At 68.2% G+C, this 20,106-nt stretch carries 14 protein-coding genes; 11 read left to right on the forward strand and 3 right to left on the reverse strand.

Going from position 1 to position 20,106, the window contains the following annotated elements:
• Positions 1-214: 214 nt before the first annotated feature.
• The 6 genes from ettA to ACFVHY_RS07965 all read left to right on the forward strand — a co-directional run bounded on the left by ettA (position 215) and on the right by ACFVHY_RS07965 (position 12,107).
• Positions 215-1,888 carry an energy-dependent translational throttle protein EttA gene (gene ettA / locus ACFVHY_RS07940; RefSeq protein WP_065629023.1) on the forward strand — a complete coding sequence of 558 codons (1,674 nt, stop codon included), beginning with the start codon at positions 215-217 and terminating at the stop codon, positions 1,886-1,888.
• Between the two features lie 40 nt (positions 1,889-1,928).
• Positions 1,929-6,662, forward strand: coding sequence for an NAD-glutamate dehydrogenase (locus ACFVHY_RS07945; protein ID WP_390270555.1), 4,734 nt, complete (start codon positions 1,929-1,931; stop codon positions 6,660-6,662).
• 68 nt (positions 6,663-6,730) lie between these two features.
• Positions 6,731-8,992 carry a molybdopterin-dependent oxidoreductase gene (locus ACFVHY_RS07950; protein ID WP_390270558.1) on the forward strand — a complete coding sequence of 754 codons (2,262 nt, stop codon included), beginning with the start codon at positions 6,731-6,733 and terminating at the stop codon, positions 8,990-8,992.
• Between the two features lie 73 nt (positions 8,993-9,065).
• Positions 9,066-9,554: a thioesterase family protein gene (locus tag ACFVHY_RS07955; RefSeq protein ID WP_226513042.1), complete on the forward strand. Its 489-nt coding sequence runs from the start codon at positions 9,066-9,068 to the stop codon at positions 9,552-9,554.
• On the forward strand, positions 9,554-10,243 hold the full coding sequence (locus tag ACFVHY_RS07960) for a hypothetical protein (RefSeq protein ID WP_058250035.1): 690 nt from the start codon (positions 9,554-9,556) through the stop codon (positions 10,241-10,243). Before ACFVHY_RS07955 ends, ACFVHY_RS07960 begins: the two co-directional genes overlap by 1 nt.
• 154 nt (positions 10,244-10,397) lie before the next feature.
• The gene (locus ACFVHY_RS07965) at positions 10,398-12,107 is read left to right on the forward strand and encodes a DUF222 domain-containing protein (RefSeq protein ID WP_390270562.1); all 1,710 of its coding nucleotides are present in this window, start codon (positions 10,398-10,400) and stop codon (positions 12,105-12,107) included.
• A gap of 90 nt (positions 12,108-12,197) precedes the next feature.
• Here the strand turns inward: ACFVHY_RS07965 and ACFVHY_RS07970 are convergent, their stop codons facing one another.
• The gene (locus ACFVHY_RS07970) at positions 12,198-13,988 is read right to left on the reverse strand and encodes a glycoside hydrolase family 13 protein (protein ID WP_390270565.1); all 1,791 of its coding nucleotides are present in this window, start codon (positions 13,986-13,988) and stop codon (positions 12,198-12,200) included.
• A 77-nt stretch (positions 13,989-14,065) separates the two neighbouring features.
• Positions 14,066-14,512 (reverse strand): globin, encoded by a 447-nt coding sequence (locus tag ACFVHY_RS07975; protein WP_254661142.1) that lies wholly within the window; start codon positions 14,510-14,512, stop codon positions 14,066-14,068.
• A 131-nt stretch (positions 14,513-14,643) separates the two neighbouring features.
• Between ACFVHY_RS07975 and ACFVHY_RS07980 the strand changes: the two genes are divergently transcribed.
• From ACFVHY_RS07980 to ACFVHY_RS07990, 3 genes are all read left to right on the forward strand, one after another.
• Positions 14,644-15,306, forward strand: coding sequence for an HNH endonuclease (locus ACFVHY_RS07980; protein ID WP_390270569.1), 663 nt, complete (start codon positions 14,644-14,646; stop codon positions 15,304-15,306).
• Positions 15,307-15,456: 150 nt separating this feature from the next.
• Positions 15,457-15,711 carry a hypothetical protein gene (locus tag ACFVHY_RS07985; RefSeq protein ID WP_058250036.1) on the forward strand — a complete coding sequence of 85 codons (255 nt, stop codon included), beginning with the start codon at positions 15,457-15,459 and terminating at the stop codon, positions 15,709-15,711.
• Positions 15,698-16,192 carry a DUF5130 family protein gene (locus ACFVHY_RS07990; RefSeq protein WP_390270572.1) on the forward strand — a complete coding sequence of 165 codons (495 nt, stop codon included), beginning with the start codon at positions 15,698-15,700 and terminating at the stop codon, positions 16,190-16,192. The genes ACFVHY_RS07985 and ACFVHY_RS07990 overlap by 14 nt, the downstream gene beginning before the upstream one ends.
• A gap of 72 nt (positions 16,193-16,264) precedes the next feature.
• Here the strand turns inward: ACFVHY_RS07990 and ACFVHY_RS07995 are convergent, their stop codons facing one another.
• Positions 16,265-17,698: a cation:dicarboxylate symporter family transporter gene (locus tag ACFVHY_RS07995; RefSeq protein ID WP_390270575.1), complete on the reverse strand. Its 1,434-nt coding sequence runs from the start codon at positions 17,696-17,698 to the stop codon at positions 16,265-16,267.
• A gap of 143 nt (positions 17,699-17,841) precedes the next feature.
• Between ACFVHY_RS07995 and ACFVHY_RS08000 the strand changes: the two genes are divergently transcribed.
• Both ACFVHY_RS08000 and ACFVHY_RS08005 read left to right on the forward strand, forming a co-directional pair.
• Positions 17,842-19,401: an ATP-binding protein gene (locus ACFVHY_RS08000; RefSeq protein WP_390270582.1), complete on the forward strand. Its 1,560-nt coding sequence runs from the start codon at positions 17,842-17,844 to the stop codon at positions 19,399-19,401.
• On the forward strand, positions 19,398-20,078 hold the full coding sequence (locus ACFVHY_RS08005; RefSeq protein WP_390270585.1) for a response regulator: 681 nt from the start codon (positions 19,398-19,400) through the stop codon (positions 20,076-20,078). The genes ACFVHY_RS08000 and ACFVHY_RS08005 overlap by 4 nt, the downstream gene beginning before the upstream one ends.
• The last annotated feature ends 28 nt before the right edge of the window (positions 20,079-20,106 follow it).

Consider the following 20,106-nt stretch of genomic DNA (forward strand, 5'->3'; position numbering starts at 1 on the left):
TTCTTGTCCCCACGACATTCTCTCGGCAAACCTGCCCACCCGCGCGTCAACCCGCGAAAGACGGTGCACCGAACCGGCGCAGACGCACCGGACCGTCGCCCGGCATGCGACGGCGACTAGGCTGGTCCCCATTGTGTGTGCGCCCGCGCGCGCACCCCCCGCGTCCGCGGCAGACAGATCACACAGCATCGAGCAGGTCCGAAGGAGTTTTCACGTGGCTGAGTTCATCTACACGATGAAGAAGGTTCGCAAGGCGCACGGCGACAAGGTCATCCTCGACGACGTCACCATGTCCTTCTACCCCGGCGCCAAGATCGGCGTCGTGGGACCCAACGGCGCGGGTAAGTCGTCGATCCTGAAGATCATGGCCGGCCTGGACCAGCCGTCGAACGGCGAGGCGTTCCTCGACCCCGACGCGACCGTCGGCATTCTCCTGCAGGAACCGCCCCTCAACGAGGAGAAGACGGTCAAGGAGAACGTCGAAGAGGGCATGGGCGAGATCAAGGTCAAGCTCGACCGCTTCAACGAGATCGCCGAACAGCTCGCGACGGACTACTCCGACGAGCTGATGGAAGAGATGGGCAAGCTCCAGGAAGACCTGGACAACAACGACGCCTGGGACCTCGACTCCCAGCTCGAGCAGGCGATGGATGCGCTGCGCTGCCCGCCGGCCGATTCGCCGGTCACCCACCTGTCCGGTGGTGAACGTCGCCGCGTCGCACTGTGCAAGCTGCTGCTGCAGAAGCCCGACCTCCTGCTGCTCGACGAGCCGACCAACCACCTCGACGCCGAGTCGGTGCTGTGGCTGGAGCAGTTCCTCGCGAACTACTCGGGCGCCGTGCTGGCCGTGACCCACGACCGGTACTTCCTCGATCACGTCGCGCAGTGGATCTGTGAGGTCGACCGCGGCAAGCTGCACCCCTACGAGGGCAACTACTCGACCTACCTGGAGAAGAAGGCCGAGCGTCTCGAGGTCCAGGGCAAGAAGGACCAGAAGCTGCAGAAGCGGCTCAAGGAAGAGCTCGCCTGGGTCCGCTCCGGCGCCAAGGCCCGCCAGACCAAGAACAAGGCCCGCCTCGCCCGCTACGAGGAGATGGCGGCCGAAGCGGAGAAGACCCGCAAGCTCGACTTCGAGGAGATCCAGATCCCGACGCCGCCGCGCCTGGGCGACGTCGTGGTCGAGGTCTCGCACCTGGACAAGGGCTTCGAGGGCCGGGTTCTCATCAAGGACCTGTCGTTCACCCTGCCGCGCAACGGCATCGTCGGTGTGATCGGTCCGAACGGCGTCGGCAAGACGACCCTGTTCAAGACGATCGTCGGCCTCGAGCAGCCCGATTCGGGCACCGTGAAGGTCGGCGAGACGGTCAAGTTGAGTTACGTCGACCAGAGCCGCGCCAACATCGACCCCAAGAAGACGGTGTGGGAGGTCGTCTCCGACGGGCTCGACTACATCGAGGTCGGCCAGAACGAGATGCCCTCGCGCGCCTACGTCAGCGCCTTCGGTTTCAAGGGCCCTGACCAGCAGAAGCGCTCGGAGGTGCTCTCCGGTGGTGAGCGCAACCGCCTGAACCTCGCGCTCACCCTGAAAGAGGGCGGCAACCTGATCCTGCTCGACGAGCCGACCAACGACCTCGACGTCGAGACCCTGGGCTCGCTGGAGAACGCGCTGGAGCAGTTCCCCGGATGTGCCGTGGTCATCAGCCACGACCGCTGGTTCCTCGACCGCACCTGTACCCACATCTTGGCGTGGGAAGGCAACGTCGAAGAGGGGCAGTGGTTCTGGTTCGAGGGCAACTTCGAGGCCTACGAGGCCAACAAGGTCGATCGCCTCGGCGCCGATGCCGCCCGCCCGCATCGGGTCACGCACCGCAAACTGACTCGCGATTAATCCCGGTTCCGCCCGGCGCGGGTGACTAGCATCGGCAGATGTGACGTCACTCGTTCCGGACGCGGTGGACCACTACTTCAAGTCGCGGACCGACGGGTCGGCAGGTGAGTCGGCCGCCGACCGGGTACGCAGACATCTCGATGACGCGCGGGTCCGCCGGCGCGGAGAGGCGCTCGTCGGGGTGACCGCGGGCGAGGGCGGCACCGTCGAGATCCTCGTCGTCAACGACGACATGCCGATGCTCGTCGAAGCCGTCCTGGCCACGGTCGAGGCGCACGACCTCACCGTCGACCGTATAGACCACCCGGTGATACCCGTCCAGCGGGATCCCGACGGCACACTCGTCGCCGTCGATTCCGGCGAGACGACCCCGGAGTCCTGGATCGCGGTCTGCGGTCTCGCACGTCATCCGGGCATCGATCCGGAGCCGCTGCGCGACGATCTCCGCGAGGTCGTCTCGCGGGTCATCGACGTCGACGCCGATGCGTCGGCGATGCGTTCGCGGATGGCGGAGTGCGCCGCCGGGATGGCCGACGCACCGCTGCCGGGAGCCGGAGTCTCCGACGCCGACCGTGGTGAGTACGCCGCGCTGCTCGAGTGGTTCGCCGGCAACCACTTCCACCCGCTGGGCCATGTGCGGGTGGGCGGGGACGGGCCCGCCGGGGGCGCCGACCGCCTCGGTGTGTGGCGAACCGACTCCATCGACCGCGACTTCCCGTCGGTGACTGATCGTCCGCTGGTGCCGCGGGTCAGCCGGGTGTTCGTGGCGACCGGCATCCAGCGCACCAATTTCCCTGTGCTCGTGCAGGTTCCGACGTTCGATGCGAATGGCGAACACGACGGCGAGCATCGTTTCCTGGGTACCCTCACCTCCGCCGGCAATCATCAGGCGGTGCTCGACGTCCCGGTCCTGCGCGCCAAGGTGCACGACGTCCTCGCGCAGGCGGGCGTCGAGGAGGATTCCTTCGCCGGTCAGTCCATGATCGAGCTGCTGCAGAACTATCCGCTGGTGGAGATGTTCTCGTCTACTGACGACGAGCTCGAACGCCGTCTGACCGAGATGCTGGACGCGGTGGCGACGCGGTCGCTGCGGCTGTTCCTGCGCACCAACTTCGACGGACGCACCGCCGTCGCCCTCATCTACCTGCCCCGGGACCGCTACAACACGTCCACCCGGCTCGCCCTCGAGCGCGCGCTCGTCGCCGAGGTGGACGGAACCGGGCTGGAGTACACGGCGCGTGTCAGCGAGATGCCGTTGGCACTGTTGCAGGTGCTGGTCTGTATCGACCCGACGACGGCGGCCGAACTCGGCTCGGTCGACACCGGATCGCCGGCCCACGCACGCGTGCAGGCGGCGCTGGTCGCCGCCATCCGGGGTTGGGACGAGCGGGTGCGCGAACTGGCTGTCGCAGAGGACATCCCGGGACTCGACGGCGGCCCGGACGTGCTGCTGCGCCAGTTGTCCTCGTTGTCAGAGGACTACAAGGAGCTCCGCGAGCCGCACGCCGCCCTCGCCGACCTCATCCGCGTCGTCGGTCTGGAACCGGGTGAGATCGACGTGACCCTCGACGCCGCCGAGACGGCGACCGACGGGCGAGAGCCGGACCGGTGGATCTTCACGCTGTACCTCTGCGGTGCGTCGGCGACACTGACCGATGTCCTGCCGGTGTTGCACAGTCTCGGTCTCGACGTCCTCGAGGAGCACCCGTACGAGATCCACCGGCTCGACGACACCGTCTGCTGGGCCTACGAATTCAGCGTCCAACTCGCGGCCGGGATGACCGTCGACCTCGACCACGCCGACGACCTCGCCGACCGGTTCACCGAGGCGTTCCGCCGGATCTGGCTCGCCGGTGCGGACGTCGACGCCTACAACGAACTCGTCATCAGGTCGGGCCTGAACTGGCGGTCGGCGGCGATGCTGCGCGCCTACGGGCAGTACCTGCGCCAATGCGGGTTCTCGTACAGTTCGGCCCACGTCGCCAGCGTCCTCGGCCAACACCTCGCCATCACCCGCGGCCTCGTCGACCTGTTCGTCGCGTCGTTCGATCCCGACACCGCCGACGAACAGCGCCGAAAGCGGGTACGCGACAAGCTCGACGAGGAGATCGGACTCGTCTTGAGCCTCGACGCCGACCGCATCGTCTCCGCGTTCGCGGCGGTGCTTTCGGCGACCGACCGCACGAACTACTTCGTCGACGGCGGGTCGTCGGACTCCGATCACTGTCCGGTCATCTCGTTCAAACTCCGTCCGCGCGACATCCCGCAGACCCCTAAACCCCGTCCGCTGCACGAGATCTTCGTCTACTCACCGCGCGTGGAGGGGGTGCACCTCCGATTCGGCTCGGTCGCCCGTGGCGGCCTGCGATGGTCGGACCGCCGGGAGGATTTCCGCACCGAGATCCTCGGCCTGGTCAAGGCGCAGGCAGTGAAGAACGCGGTGATCGTGCCGCTCGGCGCCAAGGGCGGCTTCGTCGTCAAACGGCCGCCGCCGCCGACCGGTGACGCCGCGCGGGACCGGGAGGCGCAGCGGGAGGAAGGGATCGCGTGCTACCGGCAGTTCATCGCCGGCCTGCTCGACATCACCGACAACATCGACCTCGCGACCGGTGAGGTCATCCCCGCCCGCGGGGTCGTCCGGCTCGACTCCGACGACACCTACCTGGTGGTGGCGGCCGACAAGGGCACCGCGTCGTTCTCCGACATCGCCAATGACGTGTCGAAGTCGTACGGGTTCTGGCTCGGCGACGCCTTCGCCTCCGGCGGGTCGGCCGGATACGACCACAAGGCCATGGGTATCACTGCCCGGGGCGCGTGGGAGTCGGTCAAGCGGCATTTCCGCGAGATGGGGACCGACACACAGTCGCAGGACTTCACCGTCGTCGGGATCGGCGACATGAGCGGCGACGTGTTCGGCAACGGCATGCTGCTCAGCGAGCACATCCGGCTCGTCGCCGCGTTCGATCACCGGCACATCTTCGTCGACCCCGATCCGGAGGCGGCGGCGTCGTTCACCGAACGGAAGCGGTTGTTCGGCCTACCGCGGTCGTCGTGGGCGGACTACGACACCGACCTCATCAGTGCCGGCGGCGGGGTGTGGGAGCGCGACCGCAAGTCGATCCCGATCACCCCCGAGATGGTGGACGCGCTGGGTATGGAGGACGGCACGACAGAACTCTCACCACCCGAATTGATTCGCGCGATCCTGCTCGCTCCCGTCGACCTTTTGTGGAACGGCGGCATCGGGACCTACGTGAAGGCGTCGACCGAATCACATGCGAGTGTCGGCGACAAGTCCAACGACATGATCCGCGTCGACGGAAACGAGTTGCGTGCCAAGGTGATCGGGGAGGGCGGCAACCTCGGGGTCACCGAACGTGGGCGCATCGAGTTCGACCTCGCCGGGGGCCGGATCAACACCGACGCCCTCGACAACTCGGCCGGGGTCGACTGTTCCGACCACGAGGTGAACATCAAGATCCTGCTCGACGCGGCGGTCTCGGCGGGCGGCCTCGACGCCGACGAACGCGACCCCCTGCTGGAGTCGATGACCGACGAGGTCGCCGAACTCGTTCTCGCCGACAACATCTCGCAGAACTCCGAGCTCGGGTTCTGCCGCACATTCGAGCTGCTGCGGGTGGAGGTGCACGCCCGCATGCTCGAACACCTCGCCGCCAAACGGGGCGTCGACCTACGCCTGGAAGCACTGCCCGAGCCACGCGAGCTGCGCAAACGGGTCGGCGGCGAGCTCCACCGCGGTCTCACCTCACCCGAGTTCGCGACGCTCATGGCGCACGTCAAGCTCGAGTCCAAATCCGACCTGCTCGCCACCGACCTCCCCGACAACGACGTGTTCGCACCCCGCGTCGCGCGCTACTTCCCGGACGCGGTGCGCACCGAATACTCCGACGCGATCAGCGGACACCGATTGCGGCGTCAGATCGTGGCGACGACCCTCGTCAACGACGTGATCGACCACGCCGGGATGACCCACCTGTTCCGGTTGAGCGAGGGGAGCAGCTGTAGCACCGAGGAGGGCGTTCGCGCCTATGTGGTGTCCAACAAGGTGTTCGGCATGAACGAGGTGTTCGAGGGTATCCGGCATGCACCGGCTCCGGTCGAGGCCGTCGACGAGATGATGTTGTACGCACGCCGTCTGCTGTTCCGCGCCTCGCGATGGTTGCTCGCCTTCCGGCCGCAACCATTGGCCATGGCCGCCGAGATCACCCGTTACGGCGAGCGGGTGGCAGCACTGTCCGAGGTCATCGACGACTGGTACGGGCCGAGCTCGGCACGCGACGTCGCCGAGCGCGCCGACACCTACGTCGAACACGGCGTTCCCGAGGACCTCGCCCACACCGTCGCGGCGAGCCTGCACCGCTTCTGTCTGCTCGACATCATCGACGCGGCCGAGATCGCCGACCGGGACGCTGATGAGGTCGGCGACCTCTACTTCGGGGTGATGGAGCACTTCGGTCTCGAACAGTTGCTCACGGCGGTGTCGGGACTCGAATTCGGCGATCGATGGCATGCGCTGGCCCGGTTGGCCGTGCGTGACGACATGCACGGTGCGCTCCGTGCGCTGACCCTGCGGATCCTGGAGGTCAGCGAACCCGGGGAGAGCACGGCCGACAAGATCGCCGAGTGGGAGTCGTCGCGGTCGAACCGGCTGAGCCGGGTACGTAGCGTGCTCCGGGAGATCGAGGAGACCGGGACCGCGGACCTGGCCACCCTCTCCGTCGCGGCCCGGCAGCTGCGGAGCGTGATCCGCTGATGCGCAAGCGACGGCTGCCGTCACCGAATCCGTCGCAGTCAGGTGTTCCGAGCGCCTAGCCTGAGCACATGACCCGAACCGCACCGCGCATCTGCCCGCTCTGCGAGGCCACCTGCGGTCTGACCCTCATCATCGGCCGGGACCGCTCGACCGGCGGCGAGATCGTCACCGCCGCGCGCGGTGACGCCGCCGACGTGTTCAGTGCCGGCTACCTGTGTCCGAAGGGTGCGAGTTTCGCCCAGCTCGACAACGACCCCGATCGTCTTGACCATCCGCTCATCCGGCGCGATGGTCGGCTCGTCGAAACCGATTGGGACACAGCGCTCACCGTTGCGGTCGACGGGCTGCGTGAGGTGATCTCGACCTCCGGCGGCGAGTCGATCGGCTTCTACCTCGGCAATCCGTCCGCGCACACCGTCGCCGGCACGATGTACGCGCCCTTGCTCATCCGGGCACTCGGTACCCGCAACGTGTTCAGCGCCAGCACCCTCGACCAGATGCCGAAGCAGGCGGCCACCGGTTACCTCGTCGGTCATGCCGGGACCTTCGCCGTTCCGGACCTCGACCGCACCGATCATCTCGTGATCATCGGAGCGAACCCGGTGGTCTCCAACGGCAGTGTGACCACCGCCGCCGACTTCCCCGGGAAACTGACCGCGCTACGCCGCCGGGGCGGGCGCCTGACCGTCATCGACCCGGCACGCACCCGCACGGCGAAGCTCGCGGACACCCACATCGCGCCGCGGCCCGGGACGGATGCGGCGCTGCTGTGCGCGGTGGTGCAGTGCCTGTTCGACGAGGATCTCGTCGCCGCCGACCTCGGCGGAATCGCCGCGCATGTCACCGGCGTGGAGGCGCTGCGCGACGAGCTGAGCGGCTTCACTCCCGAACGGGTCGCCTCGTTCTGTGGTGTGACGGCCGCCGACATACGGGCGCTCGCCCGGTCGATCGCCGCGTCGGAATCGGCCGCCGTCTACGGCCGGATGGGCACCACCACAGTGCAATTCGGGACCATCGGCAGTTGGCTCATCGACGTGGTGAACATCTTCACCGGCAACTTCGACCGGCCCGGGGGAGTGATGTTCCCGCTCGCACCGACCGCTCCATCGCCCCGCCCGGCCCGTGCGGGCCGGGGTTTCCGTACCGGGCGGTGGCGCAGCCGGGTGTCCGGTCACGCGGAGGTCGGCGGCGAGCTCCCCGCCGTCGCGATGGCCGAGGAGTTCGAGACGCCCGGCGAGGGGCGGCTGCGGGCGCTGGTGACGGTCTCGGGTAACCCCGTCCTGTCCGCACCCAACGGCGCGCGACTGGGACGCGCACTCGACGACGCACAGTTCGTGGTCTGCGTCGACCCCTATCTGAACGAGACGACGCGGCACGCACACGTCGTGCTGCCGCCGCCGCGCCCGTCGCAGAGTCCGCATTTCGACGCCATCCTGAACAACCTGGCGGTCCGCGCCTCTGCCCGCTACTCGCCGCCCGTGCTGCCGCTCCCAGCAGGGCGTCCCGACGAGATCGAGATCGTCTGCCGGCTGATCCTGGGCCTGTCCGGAGCCGGGGTCGACGCCGACCCGGGCCTCGTCGACGAACAGGTCATCGCGGCCACGCTGTCGAAGGAGGTCACCGACCCCTGTTCGCCCGTCGCCGGCCGTGACGTCGCCTCGCTCGTCGCGATGTTGCCCGACGCGCCCGGACACCAGCGTCGTCTGGACATGCTCTTCCGCCTCGGGGCGTACGGCGACGCCTTCGGCTCCCGCGACGGCCTCACGTTCGCGGATGTGCTGGCCGCGCCACACGGCATCGACCTGGGACCGATGCGGCCGCGACTGCCCGGGGTGCTCCGCACGGCGTCCGGCAAGATCGAACTCGCTCCCGACCCGCTCATCGGCGACCTCGCGCGCCTGAGCGCAGCGGTGGACGCCGGGGGCGACCCGGCCCCGGCCGCCGACGGCAGCCTGCTGCTGGTCGGTCGCCGCCACCTGCGGTCCAACAACAGCTGGATGCACAATCTCCCGGCCCTCACCGGCGGTACCAATCGATGCACCCTGCTCATGCATCCCGACGATGCCGACCGACTCGGCATCTCCGACGTCGCCAAAGTCCGTGGTGCGGGCGGTTCGCTGACCGTGCCCGTCGAGATCACCACCGACATCCGGCCCGGGGTCGCGTCGCTGCCGCACGGGTGGGGTCATGATGTCGAGGGCATCAGACTGGGCGTCGCCGCCGCCGATCCGGGTGTGAACGTGAACGACCTGAACGACGGGGCCATGCTGGACCCGCTCTCGGGGACCGTCGTCCTCAACGGTCTGCCGGTGGAGATCGCGCCCGCCTGACCCCACCGGGGAGTGCGTAGGGTTGGGCCGGGGTGGCCGCGAGGGCTGCACGCCGACGCCGATCAGACAGGGGATGACGCACGTGCTCAACGAGGACGCCGGGACCACGACCGCTGACGGATACCTGGTCAAGGTGCCGGTGCGCTGGTCGGACATGGATGTCTACGCGCACATCAATCACGCCCGGATGGTGACGTTGCTCGAAGAGGCGCGCATTCCCTGGCTCTTCTACGACGGCCGACCGACCGCGCCCCTGCGCGACGGCTGCCTCGTCGCCGACCTACACGTGAGATATCAAGCGCAGCTGCGTCATTCCGAGGGGCCGATCGAGGTCACCATGTTCGTCGAACGCCTGCGGGCCGTCGACTTCACCGTCGGCTACGAAGTGCGCGCGGCGGGTGCCGACCCCGCCTCTCGCCCCGCCGTGGTCGCCAGCACACAGCTCGTCGCCTTCGACGTGGCGGCCCAGCGCATCGCCCGGCTCACCCCGGAACAGAAGGACTACCTCGCCGGATTCCGCCGCCCCGCCGGGGAATCGGCCACACGCGGCGGGCCGAGTTGATGGAGCGGTTCATCGAGTTCGCGTCCTCGGACCGATCGAACGCCCTCGCGTTCCTCTCGCACGCAGTACGTCTCGACGATGCCGCCGTCGTCCGGGTGGTCGCGCGTTCGGACGGTCTGGTGGCCTTGTGGGCACATACCGGGTTCGACGTCCTCGCCACCCGGTCGGTGACCGGACGAATCGCGCCGACCGACATCGTGTGCGACGCTTCGACACTGCGTGCGACCGTCGAATCGGCCGGCCCGGGCACCGCGGTCGATCCCGGCTTCTCACTCGACAGTGCCTGGCGCGGAGCGCTTCCCGCTGCGGTCGGGTTCCGGCACATCGACGACGTACCCGCCCGCAGCGTGGTCGAACTGTCCCGGGAAGGCGCCCGGGTGGCGCGCGAGGAGGGGAGCGGACACGGTCCCGCAACGGGTTTGCTCGATCAGGATGTCCTCGAGGTCACGTCGGAGGAGGGTGCGCTGCGGGCCGCGGTGAGCATGCGATCGGTCTTCGCCCTGACCGGCATGGGATTCATCCGCGACGCGGACGGACGGGCGGTCACCGAGACGTCCGACACCGGGGCTATCGCAGCCGACGAACCGGTACGAATCCGGATGTCGGCGGCGTGGATCCGGATCGACGCACGCTTCGGCTCGGTGTACCAGCGCCGACACCGCGATCTCGCGGTGACCGTCCTGAACTAGTCGGTGTGTCCTGGTGATTCGCACTGGCCGCCACGCAGACACGCTCACCTCGAAGTCGGAGGCCTGTCAGTACGTCGTGGTCCGATTTGTAGCACGTCCGGGACTTGGAAGAATCAACCCTTGACTCGAACGTATGTTCGAGTACTCTGGTGTCATGTCATCGGGGGCGGGGGACGGATCCACTACATCGGTGGACCCATCACAGCATTCGGTAGAACCACGACTGCGCCCTGACCATGAACTCTCCGCTTCTGAACTCGTCGAGGTCCTCAACCATTGCGCGGGCCTGGCGGCGGCGTCCGCGCATCGAATGATGGTCGTGGCCAGTCTCATCCACGACGAACGCGAGATGGACTACGCGCAGCGGCGCGCCGAGACGCACAGCGGCGAACTCGACTCCATCGAAGCCTTCGAGCACCTGTCCGCGCGAGTGGCCGCGGGCGAGAACCCCTACGAGCAGTTCGGGCCCAACGGCCTCGAACAGGCCATCGCCGAAGTCGGCGCCACCCTCACCGTGACACCGGCCGAGGCGAAAGACCTCATCGAAGCCGGCGACGCACTGCGCTACCGACTCTCCTTCACCGGACACGCACTGGCGTGCGGGCGAATCGACAAACGCCGCTTCCTCATCGCCCTCAAGCACACCGACCTCATCACCGACGACGAAGAGATGCAGACCGTCGACGCCCATCTCGCCGAAGCGATCTTCGCCCGCGCACCGATGTCGACGGCACGATTCACCGCCATGGTCGATTCCATCGTCGCCAAGTGGGCACCCGACGCGATCCGCCGCCGCAAGGAACGGGTCAAGTCCGACCGCAAGGTGACCGTCACCCCCGACCGCTTCACCCCCGGGCAGTCCCGGATCTCCGGCACGCTACCCGCCGCTGATGCCGCCGAGTTCGACGCACGCCTGACGGCGATCGCCACCGCCGTCCACGCCGGTGACCCTCGAAAGTTGGCCAACCGCCGGGTCGATGCTCTGAAAGCGCTCGCGCGGGGCGAAGCTTCTATCGCGTGTGAATGCGACGACTGCCGACCTGCCGCAATGGACATTGACGCCGACACCACCGCCGACGTCGACGCAGCGACAGTGGACACCGCCGACCACACGACTGAGGCACCCGCGCGCCACTCCGGAAGCGATGACACCGACACCCCGGACATCGACACCGTTGTCGCCGACCCTCCGGGTCCGGACGCGTCGCCCTCGTCATCGCCGGCGCCGCGCGCGACCTTCCACATCGTGGTGAACCTGTCGACCCTGATCGGTCTCGACGACGACCCTGCCTTCCTCGACCGACACGGCATCATCGACGCCGACACCGCCCGAACACTCCTCGCCGAAGCCCGCCGCACCTACATCCAGCCCGTACCTACCGCACCCGACGGTTCACCGGCTCCCGGCGCGGACAGTTCGACAACGCGGTACACCCCGTCGAAGAAGCTGCAGGCGCTGGTTCGTGCCGGTGAACTGTGCTGCACCTTCCCGGGCTGCAACGCGCCGGTCTGGCAGATCGATCTCGACCACACCGAACCCTTCGATCACACCGACCCGCGGCGCGGCGGCCCGACCGATGCGCGCAACCTCAAACCGCTGTGCCGGTTCCATCACCGCATCAAGACCTTCACCAGCTGGCAGGACCACCAAGACGAATTCCAGACCGCGTGGTTCACCACACCCACCGGACACATGTTCGTCGGCAACGCCTTCAGCGGACGCGACCTGTTCAACAAGCTCTTCCCCAGACGGTCAACCGATCACCCCGCCCGCGACCGACTCACCACGCAGCGCGACAACGACTTCCGACGCCACCAACGCGCCGAGAAGCGCTGGAACGACGCCAACCCACCGCCCTTCTAGCAGCGTTTCACGATCGTCTTGCCTGCTTGCGGCGGCGGTGAGGTGCCTGCGTGCCCCTCACCTGGGTCGCGGTCGGCTGCCCGAGTTCAGTCACACCAGCCAGGCAGCTGCGTCCGGCGCCAGCATCCCGTCGACGAGAGGCGAACTGACGAGCAGCAATTCGCCGGGCGGAAGAGGCACCGGCTCATCGCCGGCGTTCAGCGCACAGACCAGCTGACCCTCGGAACGACGGAACGCCAGGCATCCCTCCGGCGCGCCGTACCACTCGAGGTGCTCACCGGTGAACTCCGGACGGATCACCCTCAGGTCGATGGCGGCCCGGTAGAGCGACAACATCGACCCCACGTCCTCGAGCTGGGCCTCGACGGTGAGCGCGCGCCACGACTCCGGGATCGGCAGCCAGGTCTCGGACGTCGCACTGAATCCGAAGGGCGGCTCGGTCCCCTCCCAGGGGATCGGGACGCGGCAGCCGTCCCGCCCGCGTTCGGTGCGTCCGGACCGTTCCCATACCGGGTCCTGGAGTGCGTCGTCGGGCAGGTCGTCGACGTTCGGCAGTCCCAGTTCGCTGCCGTTGTAGAGGAAAACCGTTCCGGGCAGGGCCATCTCGACGACGAGCATCGCTCGTGCGCGCCTCGTGCCGCGCTCGAGGTCGAGTGCCCCGGTCTCCGGGTCGGCGACGGCGTATCGCGTGACCTCGCGGGCGACATCGTGATTGGACAGCGTCCACGTCGGAGTACCCGACACCGACAACACCGCGTCGAGTGAGTTCTCGATGGCCTCCCTGATCGCGCCGGATTCGAACGGCGCCTTGGCGAGCCGGAAGTTGAACCCGAGGTGCAGTTCGTCGGGCCGCAGGTACTCGGCGAATCGCTCGTTGTCGCTGACCCAGATCTCACCGACGTTGGCTGCCCCGGGGTACTCGTCGAGGACCTTGCGGATCTTGCGGTGGATCTCGTGCACTGCATAGTTGTTGAAACGCGGGTCGTCGTCGGAGTTCTGCAGCAGTTTGGTCGCCGACAGATCCATGTCGGGCAGGTCCGCGGGTTTGGCCATGCCGTGCGCGACGTCGATGCGGAAGCCGTCGACACCCCGATCGAGCCAGAAACGCAGCGTCTTCTCGAGATCGGCGAAGACGTCCGGGTTCTCCCAGTTCAGGTCCGGCTGCTCCTTGGCGAAGATGTGCAGGTACCACTGACCCGGCGAGCCGTCGGCCTCGGTGACGCGGGTCCAGGCGGGTCCGCCGAAGATACTGTGCCAGTTGTTCGGCGGCTCGTCGCCGTCGTCACCGAGGCCGTCCCGGAAGATGTACCGCTCGCGTTCGGGACTGCCGGGGGCCGCGGCCAGCGCGGCCCGGAACCACTCGTGCTGGTCACTCGTGTGGTTGGGGACGAGGTCCATCGTCACCCGGATGTCGCGTTCGTGGGCCTCGGCGATGAGCTCGTCGAAGACGTCGAGGTCGCCGAAGAGGGGATCGACGTCCCGGGGATCGGAGACGTCGTAACCGTGATCTGCCATGGGAGAGGCCATGATCGGACTGAGCCAGATCGCATCGATCCCGAGGAGTTCGAGATAGCCGAGCTTGTCGATGACACCGGCGAGATCGCCGACGCCGTCACCGCTGACATCGGAGAACGAGCGCGGATAGATCTGATAGAACACCGCGGACTTCCACCACGTGGTGTCGGCCGGATCCAGCTGCGAGACAACGGGTGGTGCGACCGGTGCGTCGGCGGCGACGACGGCCTCGCCGGCAGCCGGCTCCTCGAGCGCATCGACGTCGGACTCGATCGCTCCGTCGTCGAACGCGACGTCGTCGGGCTGACCCCCGTCGGATGGCTCGGCGGGGACGACCTCTGGTGTCTCATCGCTCACCGTGGTCATTGTGCCCTACCTGAGTTTTCTCGGAGAAATCCAGGTCAGTCGGCGAGTCGGGCGGCGTGACGGGACAGAAAACGCTCTCAGATGGGTGAATTCATCATCGATTGCGCCGCCATCTCCATGTAGTCGATCAGCGCCTGGCGGTGGGGTGCGTCGAGCGTGTCGTCGTCGATGGAGGCGATTGCGGTGTGCATACAGCGCAGCCACGCGTCCCGCTCGATCGGCCCGACGCGGAAGGGGTTGTGACGCATGCGGAGTCGGGGGTGGCCGCGCTCATCGGAGTAGGTTCGCGGACCGCCCCAGTACTGTTCGAGGAACATCCGCATCCGACGCTCGGCCGGACCCAGGTCCTCCTCGGGATACAGCGGGCGCAGCACCTCGTCGCGCGCCACCTCGCGATAGAACACAGCCGTGAGTCGCCGGAACGTCTCGGCACCGCCGACCTCGTCGTAGAAGGTCCGCGCGGGGGTTGCCGGCGTCGGTGGGGTCGGAGGGGATGTGTTGGGTTCGCCAGTCACCCTCGCCATTGTCCTCACCCGGGCGCGGTGTCTCAACGCCGACGCCGGGTCGACCCCGTGAGCTGGCCGGACACCGTGAAACACCTGTCACGGGGACCGTCACCGTGGTGGACTTGTGCTGTCGGGTGGCGGGAGGCGAGATGACGCACAGATCACACGCGAAGACGGGACGCGGGCAGATCCGGCCCGCTCGCTCCGCTCCCGGCGCCGGTGACATTCGGCCCGCTCGCTCCGCTCCCGGCGCCGGTGACATTCGGCCCGCTCGCTCCGCTCCCGGCGCCGGGACCTGGACACGACGGCGAGTGCTGCTCCTCAACGCCACGTACGAGCCGCTGACGGCCGTGACGGTCCGGCGTGCGGTCGTCCTCATCCTCCGTGATCGCGCCGATCTGGTGCACGCCGACGAACAGGGCGAGGCGGTGCACTCCGTGGGTGGTGCGGTCCCGGTTCCGACCGTGATCCGGCTCCGCAGATACGTCCACGTGCCGTACCGGGCGACCGTGCCGATGACCCGGGCCGCTCTGATGCGTCGTGACCTGGCCCGGTGCGGCTACTGCGGTGCGCGGGCGACGACGATCGACCACGTGGTCCCGCGGAGCCGGGGCGGAACGCACACCTGGGAGAACTGCGTGGCGTGCTGTGCCTCGTGCAACCACCGGAAGGCGGATCGTCTGCTCGGGGAGCTGGGGTGGACGCTGCGGACGGTTCCGACCGTGCCGAAGGGCAGGCACTGGCGTCTGCTGGCCACCATCAAGGACATCGATCCGGCATGGCTGCAGTACCTCGATGCCGGCGCCGCGTGAGGGGCATGATCCGGTCGCACGGGATCGCCTCACACGTCTACGACGCGCTGTAGGCCCCCGTGGGCCGGGCGGCGGCCAGTGGGTTAGATTGATCAACGATGACCTGCGCCGACAACCGGGCGGGTCCGGCGCGACCATCGAAAGGGTGACATGGACGTCGACAGCCTGATCGTCCCCATCGGAGTGCCAGTCACGATTCTCACGGTGCTTGCTGTTCTGCTCTGTGTTGTCGCGATGGTGTTCTCCTCCGGGGTCAAGTACCCGAAGGTCGAGGAGTACACCCTCGACCAGCAGTGGGAGCACGCACCGCTTCTCTTCAGTGCCACCGACATCGAACCGATGGCACTTCCGCGGCATGCGGAACCCGGCGACGTCGATGGGAGCTCGGCCAGTGGCAAATGGTGAGGTTACGCACGCAAATGTGAGCGCCGAGGTCGCGGCCCGGTCGGCCGCCGAACTGCCGCTGGGCGCCGTCTTCACCAACAGCGGTCGCATCTCTGCGGCACGCTACCCGGCCGACGCTCCGACCACGCCGCCGTTCAGCAAGAAGGATCTGATCGCGCTCGACGAGACGCTCAAGGCCGCCAGCGAGAAGGCCCTCGTGCGCTTCTCGGTCTACATCGGCGACCTCGACGGTGAGCCCGAGACCAGCGCCCGTGCGATCCTCGCGAAGTCGCCCGAGCCCGCGTACGGCACCCTCATCGCCGTCTCGCCGAACTCGCGTGATGTGGTCATCGTCTCCGGCAACAAGGTGTCCACCCGCGTGAACGATCGCGTCGCGGCTCTCGGTGTCACCGCCGCGGTCACCGGCTTCCGTCAGGGCAACCTGATCGACGGGCTGATCGCCTCACTGCGCGTGATGGCCACCGCCGCTGCCGGCGGTTGATCGCTCGCACACCCCGGACGTACGAAGGCCGCCCCACCATTCCGGTGGGGCGGCCTTCGTCGTCGCGGGTCGTCAGTGAGTGAGGACCTTCTCGTGGGCTCCGCGAACGGTGGTGTCGTCATCGAGTTCGTCGTCGACCATGTTGCTCTCGTCGAACGGATCCCGGCCGGACAGCACGTCGTCGACGCGCTGCTTGTCGATGGTGCTGGTCCACGAGCCGACGAGCAGCGTCGCGACCGCGTTGCCGGAGAAGTTGGTGACCGCGCGGGCCTCCGACATGAACCGGTCGATGCCGACGATGAGGCCGACGCCGTCGAGCATGTCGGGGCGATGGGCCTGGAGTCCACCGGCGAGCGTGGCCAATCCCGCACCGCTGACGCCGGCGGCGCCCTTGGACGCGATGATCATGAACGCGAGCAGGCCGATCTGCTCACCGACCGACAGCGGGTCGCCCATCGCGTCGGCGATGAAGATCGACGCCATCGTGAGGTAGATGGCGGTGCCGTCGAGATTGAACGAGTACCCGGTCGGCACCACGACGCCGACGGTCGTCTTCTCCACGCCGAGGTGCTCCATCTTCGCGATCAGGCGAGGCAGCGCGGACTCCGAGGACGAGGTCGCGAAGATCAGGATGTACTCGCGGGTGAGGTACTTGACGAGTTTGAAGATCGAGACGCCCGACACGGTGCGCAGCAGCACTCCGAGCACGCCGAACACGAACACCAGGCAGGTCAGGTAGAACGCGAGCATCAGCGTCAGCAGCTGTTGGACCGCGGCCCAGCCGGTCTGTCCCACGACGCTGGCGATGGCGCCGAACGCGCCGATCGGGGCCACCCAGAGCACCATGGTGAGCACCTTGAAGACGAGCTTCTGGAAGTAGGAGACCGCGGTGAGGATCGGTTCGCCGGTGCGCCCCATCGCCTGGATCGCGAACCCCACGAGCAGCGCGACGAACAACGCCTGCAGGACGCTGCCCTCGGTCAGCGCGGACAGCATCGATTCCGGGATGATGCCCTGGATGAAGTCGAGGGTCCCGCCGGACTCGTGTGCGTCCTCGGCGAGTTCCTGGCCCTTGCCCGACACCGAGTCGATGTTCAGTCCGTCGCCCGGCTGGATGATGTTGCCGACGACCAGGCCGATGGCCAGCGCGACCGTCGACATCGCCAGGAAGTAGACGAACGCGAGTCCGCCGACCTTGCCGACCGTCGCCGCCTTGCGAACCGAGCCGATGCCCAACACGATCGTGCAGAAGATGACCGGGGCGATCATCATCTTGATGAGGCTGACGAACATGGTCCCCAGCACTCCGAGGTCCTTGCCGACGCCCGGCGCGACGAGCCCGACCACGACGCCCGCGATCACCGCGATGATGACACCGATGTACAGCCAGTGGGTGCGGTCGCGCTTGGCCTTGGATGGCGTGTCGGCCGTATCGTCGGGCGTGGTCGCGATGGGATCGGAACCGTCCCCGGCCGGTGAGTCGCCGGACCTACCTCGAATGTTCATCGGTGATTCTCTCCTCGTACACCTCGGACAACAGTGATTAGGATTGTGGCCCGATGTGGTGACGCGGGTCACGATTGTGTTCATTACGTTCATACCCAGCACGTCCGGAGTCATCACTTCGGACAGGAACGAGGTCGGCAGGGATGCGGTGGTACCCGCGAACGCTCGCCGGACAGGTCGCCGCGCTCGCACTGGCGGTCTTCGCGGTGGTCGTCGTCGCCGAGAGCGTTCTGGCGGCCGTCGACGCCCGCATCGACGCGGACCGCGCGGCGAGGGCCGAGGTGACAGCGGTGGCGGTCAGTCTGGCGGAGTCGCCGTCGACCGTCGCCGCCCTCACGTCTCCGGATCCCAGCGCGGTGCTGCAGCCGGTCACCGAGCGGGTGCGCGCGGCAACCGGGATCGCGTTCATCACCGTGCTGGCGCCCGACCGGACCCGCTACACCCACACCGACCCTGCGCGAATCGGCGAACCGTATCTGGGGAGCATCGACGCGGCACTGCGCGGGCAGACCGTGACCGAGAACTACACCGGCACGCTGGGCCCGTCGATCCGGACGATCGTCCCCGTCCGTGATGCCGACGGCCGGGTGGTGGGGATGGTCGCCGCCGGGATCACCCAGCGCTCGCTGACGTCGGCGTGGCGTGGCCAGCTGCCGATGATCGCCCTCGCCGCGTTCGCGGCACTGCTCACCGCCGTAGGCGGCGTGTGGTGGATCCGTCGACGACTGCTGCGGCAGACCGGTGGACTCGCGCCCGACGAGTTGCGGCTGATGTACGACCACCACGACGCCGTGTTGCGTTCCGTACGCGAGGGACTGGTCGTCGTAGAGGACGGGCGACCCGCCCTGGTCAACGCCGAGGCGCAGCGACTGCTCGAGATCGGACCCGACACGGCCCCGGCGGACCTGCCTGCTTTCCTCACAGACGGTGACGAGGAGACGGACGTGACCTACGCCGACCGCGGCCGGGTGCTGCTGGTGAGTCGTTCCCCGGTGGCCGGCCGACGCGCGTCGTCGGTGGTCACCATCCGCGACCGCACCGAGCTCTCGGAGGCGATGGGCGAACTCGACTCCATGACGCGGTTTGCCGAGGCCCTCCGATCGCAGGCGCACGAGGCCGCCAACCGGTTGCACACGATCGTCGCCCTCGTGGAGATGGGCCGGCCCGACGAGGCGATCCGGCTGGCGACGACCGAGTTCGAGCTGTCCCAGCAGCTCATCGACAGGATGGCCCAGGCGGTGGCCGAGCCCGCGCTGGTCGCCCTCCTGCTGGGGAAGACCGCGCAGGCGGCCGAACGCGGGATTCCGCTGTCCCTGACCGAGGATTCGCAGGTGAGCGACGCCGCCACCGGGCTCCTCACGCCCGGTGAGATGATCACGGTCGTGGGCAACCTGATCGACAACGCCCTGGACGCCTGCGACCCCGCGGACCCGTGGGTGGAGGTGACGGTCGTCGGGGACGACCGCGTGCTCGACATCGTCGTCGCCGACAGCGGCAGCGGCATGGATGCCGACCTGCTCGCCCTGGCGACCACTCGGGGCTACACGACGAAGCCGGGAGGTGACGCCGCCGGGCGCGGCCTCGGTCTCGCCCTCGTCGCCCAGGTCGTCGCCCGCCGGCACGGGACGATGAGCGCCGAGAACACCTACGGCTCGGTCATCTCGGTACGCGTGCGCGCCGACACGGGGGAGCGCGCACGATGATCCGCGTCCTGATCGTCGAGGACGAACCCGTGATCGCCGAGGCGCATCGCGATTATCTCGTCCGGCTGGGCGGATTCGAGGTCGTCGGTGCCGTGTCCACCGCGCAGGAGGCGCTGCGGATGGCCACCGCCGGACCGGTGGACCTGGTGCTGCTCGACCTGGGTCTGCCCGACGCGCGTGGCGTGGACCTCGCCTCGGCGCTGTCGGGTGTCCGCCCGGCGCCCGACGTCATCGCGATCACCGCCCAGCGCGACCTCGCCACCGTCCGCAGCGCGATGTCGCGCGGGGTGCTGCTCTACCTGCTGAAACCCTTCACCTTCGCCGCGTTCCGGGAGAAGATCGAGCAGTACCTGCGCTACCGCGAAGCCCTCACCGGCGACGCCGACGCGGTCAGTCAGCGCGACGTCGACCGGGCGCTCGCCGAGCTGCGCACGAGCGACACCCGTCGATCGGCGAAGAAGGGCGCGGCGCCGCAGACCGAGGACGCGGTCAGCCGGGCGGTCCGTGACAGCCCCGACGGGCTGACCGCCTCGGAAGTGGCGCGCGCCCTCGGGTCGTCGCGGGTCACCGCATGGCGCTACCTCGAGCGGCTCGCCGACGACCACGTACTCGAACGCGAGACCGAGTACGGCTCGGCGGGCCGGCCGCAGGTGCGCTACCGGTGGCGACGGCGCTGACGATCGGCGGGCCGGGATGCCTTCCGCC

The sequence above is a fragment of the Gordonia sp. NPDC127522 genome (genome assembly GCF_042672305.1).
Lineage (GTDB): Bacteria > Actinomycetota > Actinomycetes > Mycobacteriales > Mycobacteriaceae > Gordonia > Gordonia hongkongensis.

What these genes read in the sequence shown, in the direction of transcription:
- ACFVHY_RS07985 (WP_058250036.1), top strand. Translation starts at nt 15,457, where the DNA reads ATGGACGTCGACAGCCTGATCGTCCCCATCGGAGTGCCAGTCACGATT.
- ACFVHY_RS08005 (WP_390270585.1), top strand. Translation starts at nt 19,398, where the DNA reads ATGATCCGCGTCCTGATCGTCGAGGACGAACCCGTGATCGCCGAGGCG.
- ACFVHY_RS07965 (WP_390270562.1), top strand. Translation starts at nt 10,398, where the DNA reads ATGTCATCGGGGGCGGGGGACGGATCCACTACATCGGTGGACCCATCA.
- ACFVHY_RS07960 (WP_058250035.1), top strand. Translation starts at nt 9,554, where the DNA reads ATGGAGCGGTTCATCGAGTTCGCGTCCTCGGACCGATCGAACGCCCTC.
- ACFVHY_RS07955 (WP_226513042.1), top strand. Translation starts at nt 9,066, where the DNA reads ATGACGCACGTGCTCAACGAGGACGCCGGGACCACGACCGCTGACGGA.
- ACFVHY_RS07950 (WP_390270558.1), top strand. Translation starts at nt 6,731, where the DNA reads ATGACCCGAACCGCACCGCGCATCTGCCCGCTCTGCGAGGCCACCTGC.
- ACFVHY_RS07995 (WP_390270575.1), bottom strand. Translation starts at nt 17,698, where the DNA reads ATGAACATTCGAGGTAGGTCCGGCGACTCACCGGCCGGGGACGGTTCC.
- ACFVHY_RS07975 (WP_254661142.1), bottom strand. Translation starts at nt 14,512, where the DNA reads ATGGCGAGGGTGACTGGCGAACCCAACACATCCCCTCCGACCCCACCG.
- ACFVHY_RS08000 (WP_390270582.1), top strand. Translation starts at nt 17,842, where the DNA reads ATGCGGTGGTACCCGCGAACGCTCGCCGGACAGGTCGCCGCGCTCGCA.
- ACFVHY_RS07980 (WP_390270569.1), top strand. Translation starts at nt 14,644, where the DNA reads ATGACGCACAGATCACACGCGAAGACGGGACGCGGGCAGATCCGGCCC.
- ACFVHY_RS07970 (WP_390270565.1), bottom strand. Translation starts at nt 13,988, where the DNA reads ATGACCACGGTGAGCGATGAGACACCAGAGGTCGTCCCCGCCGAGCCA.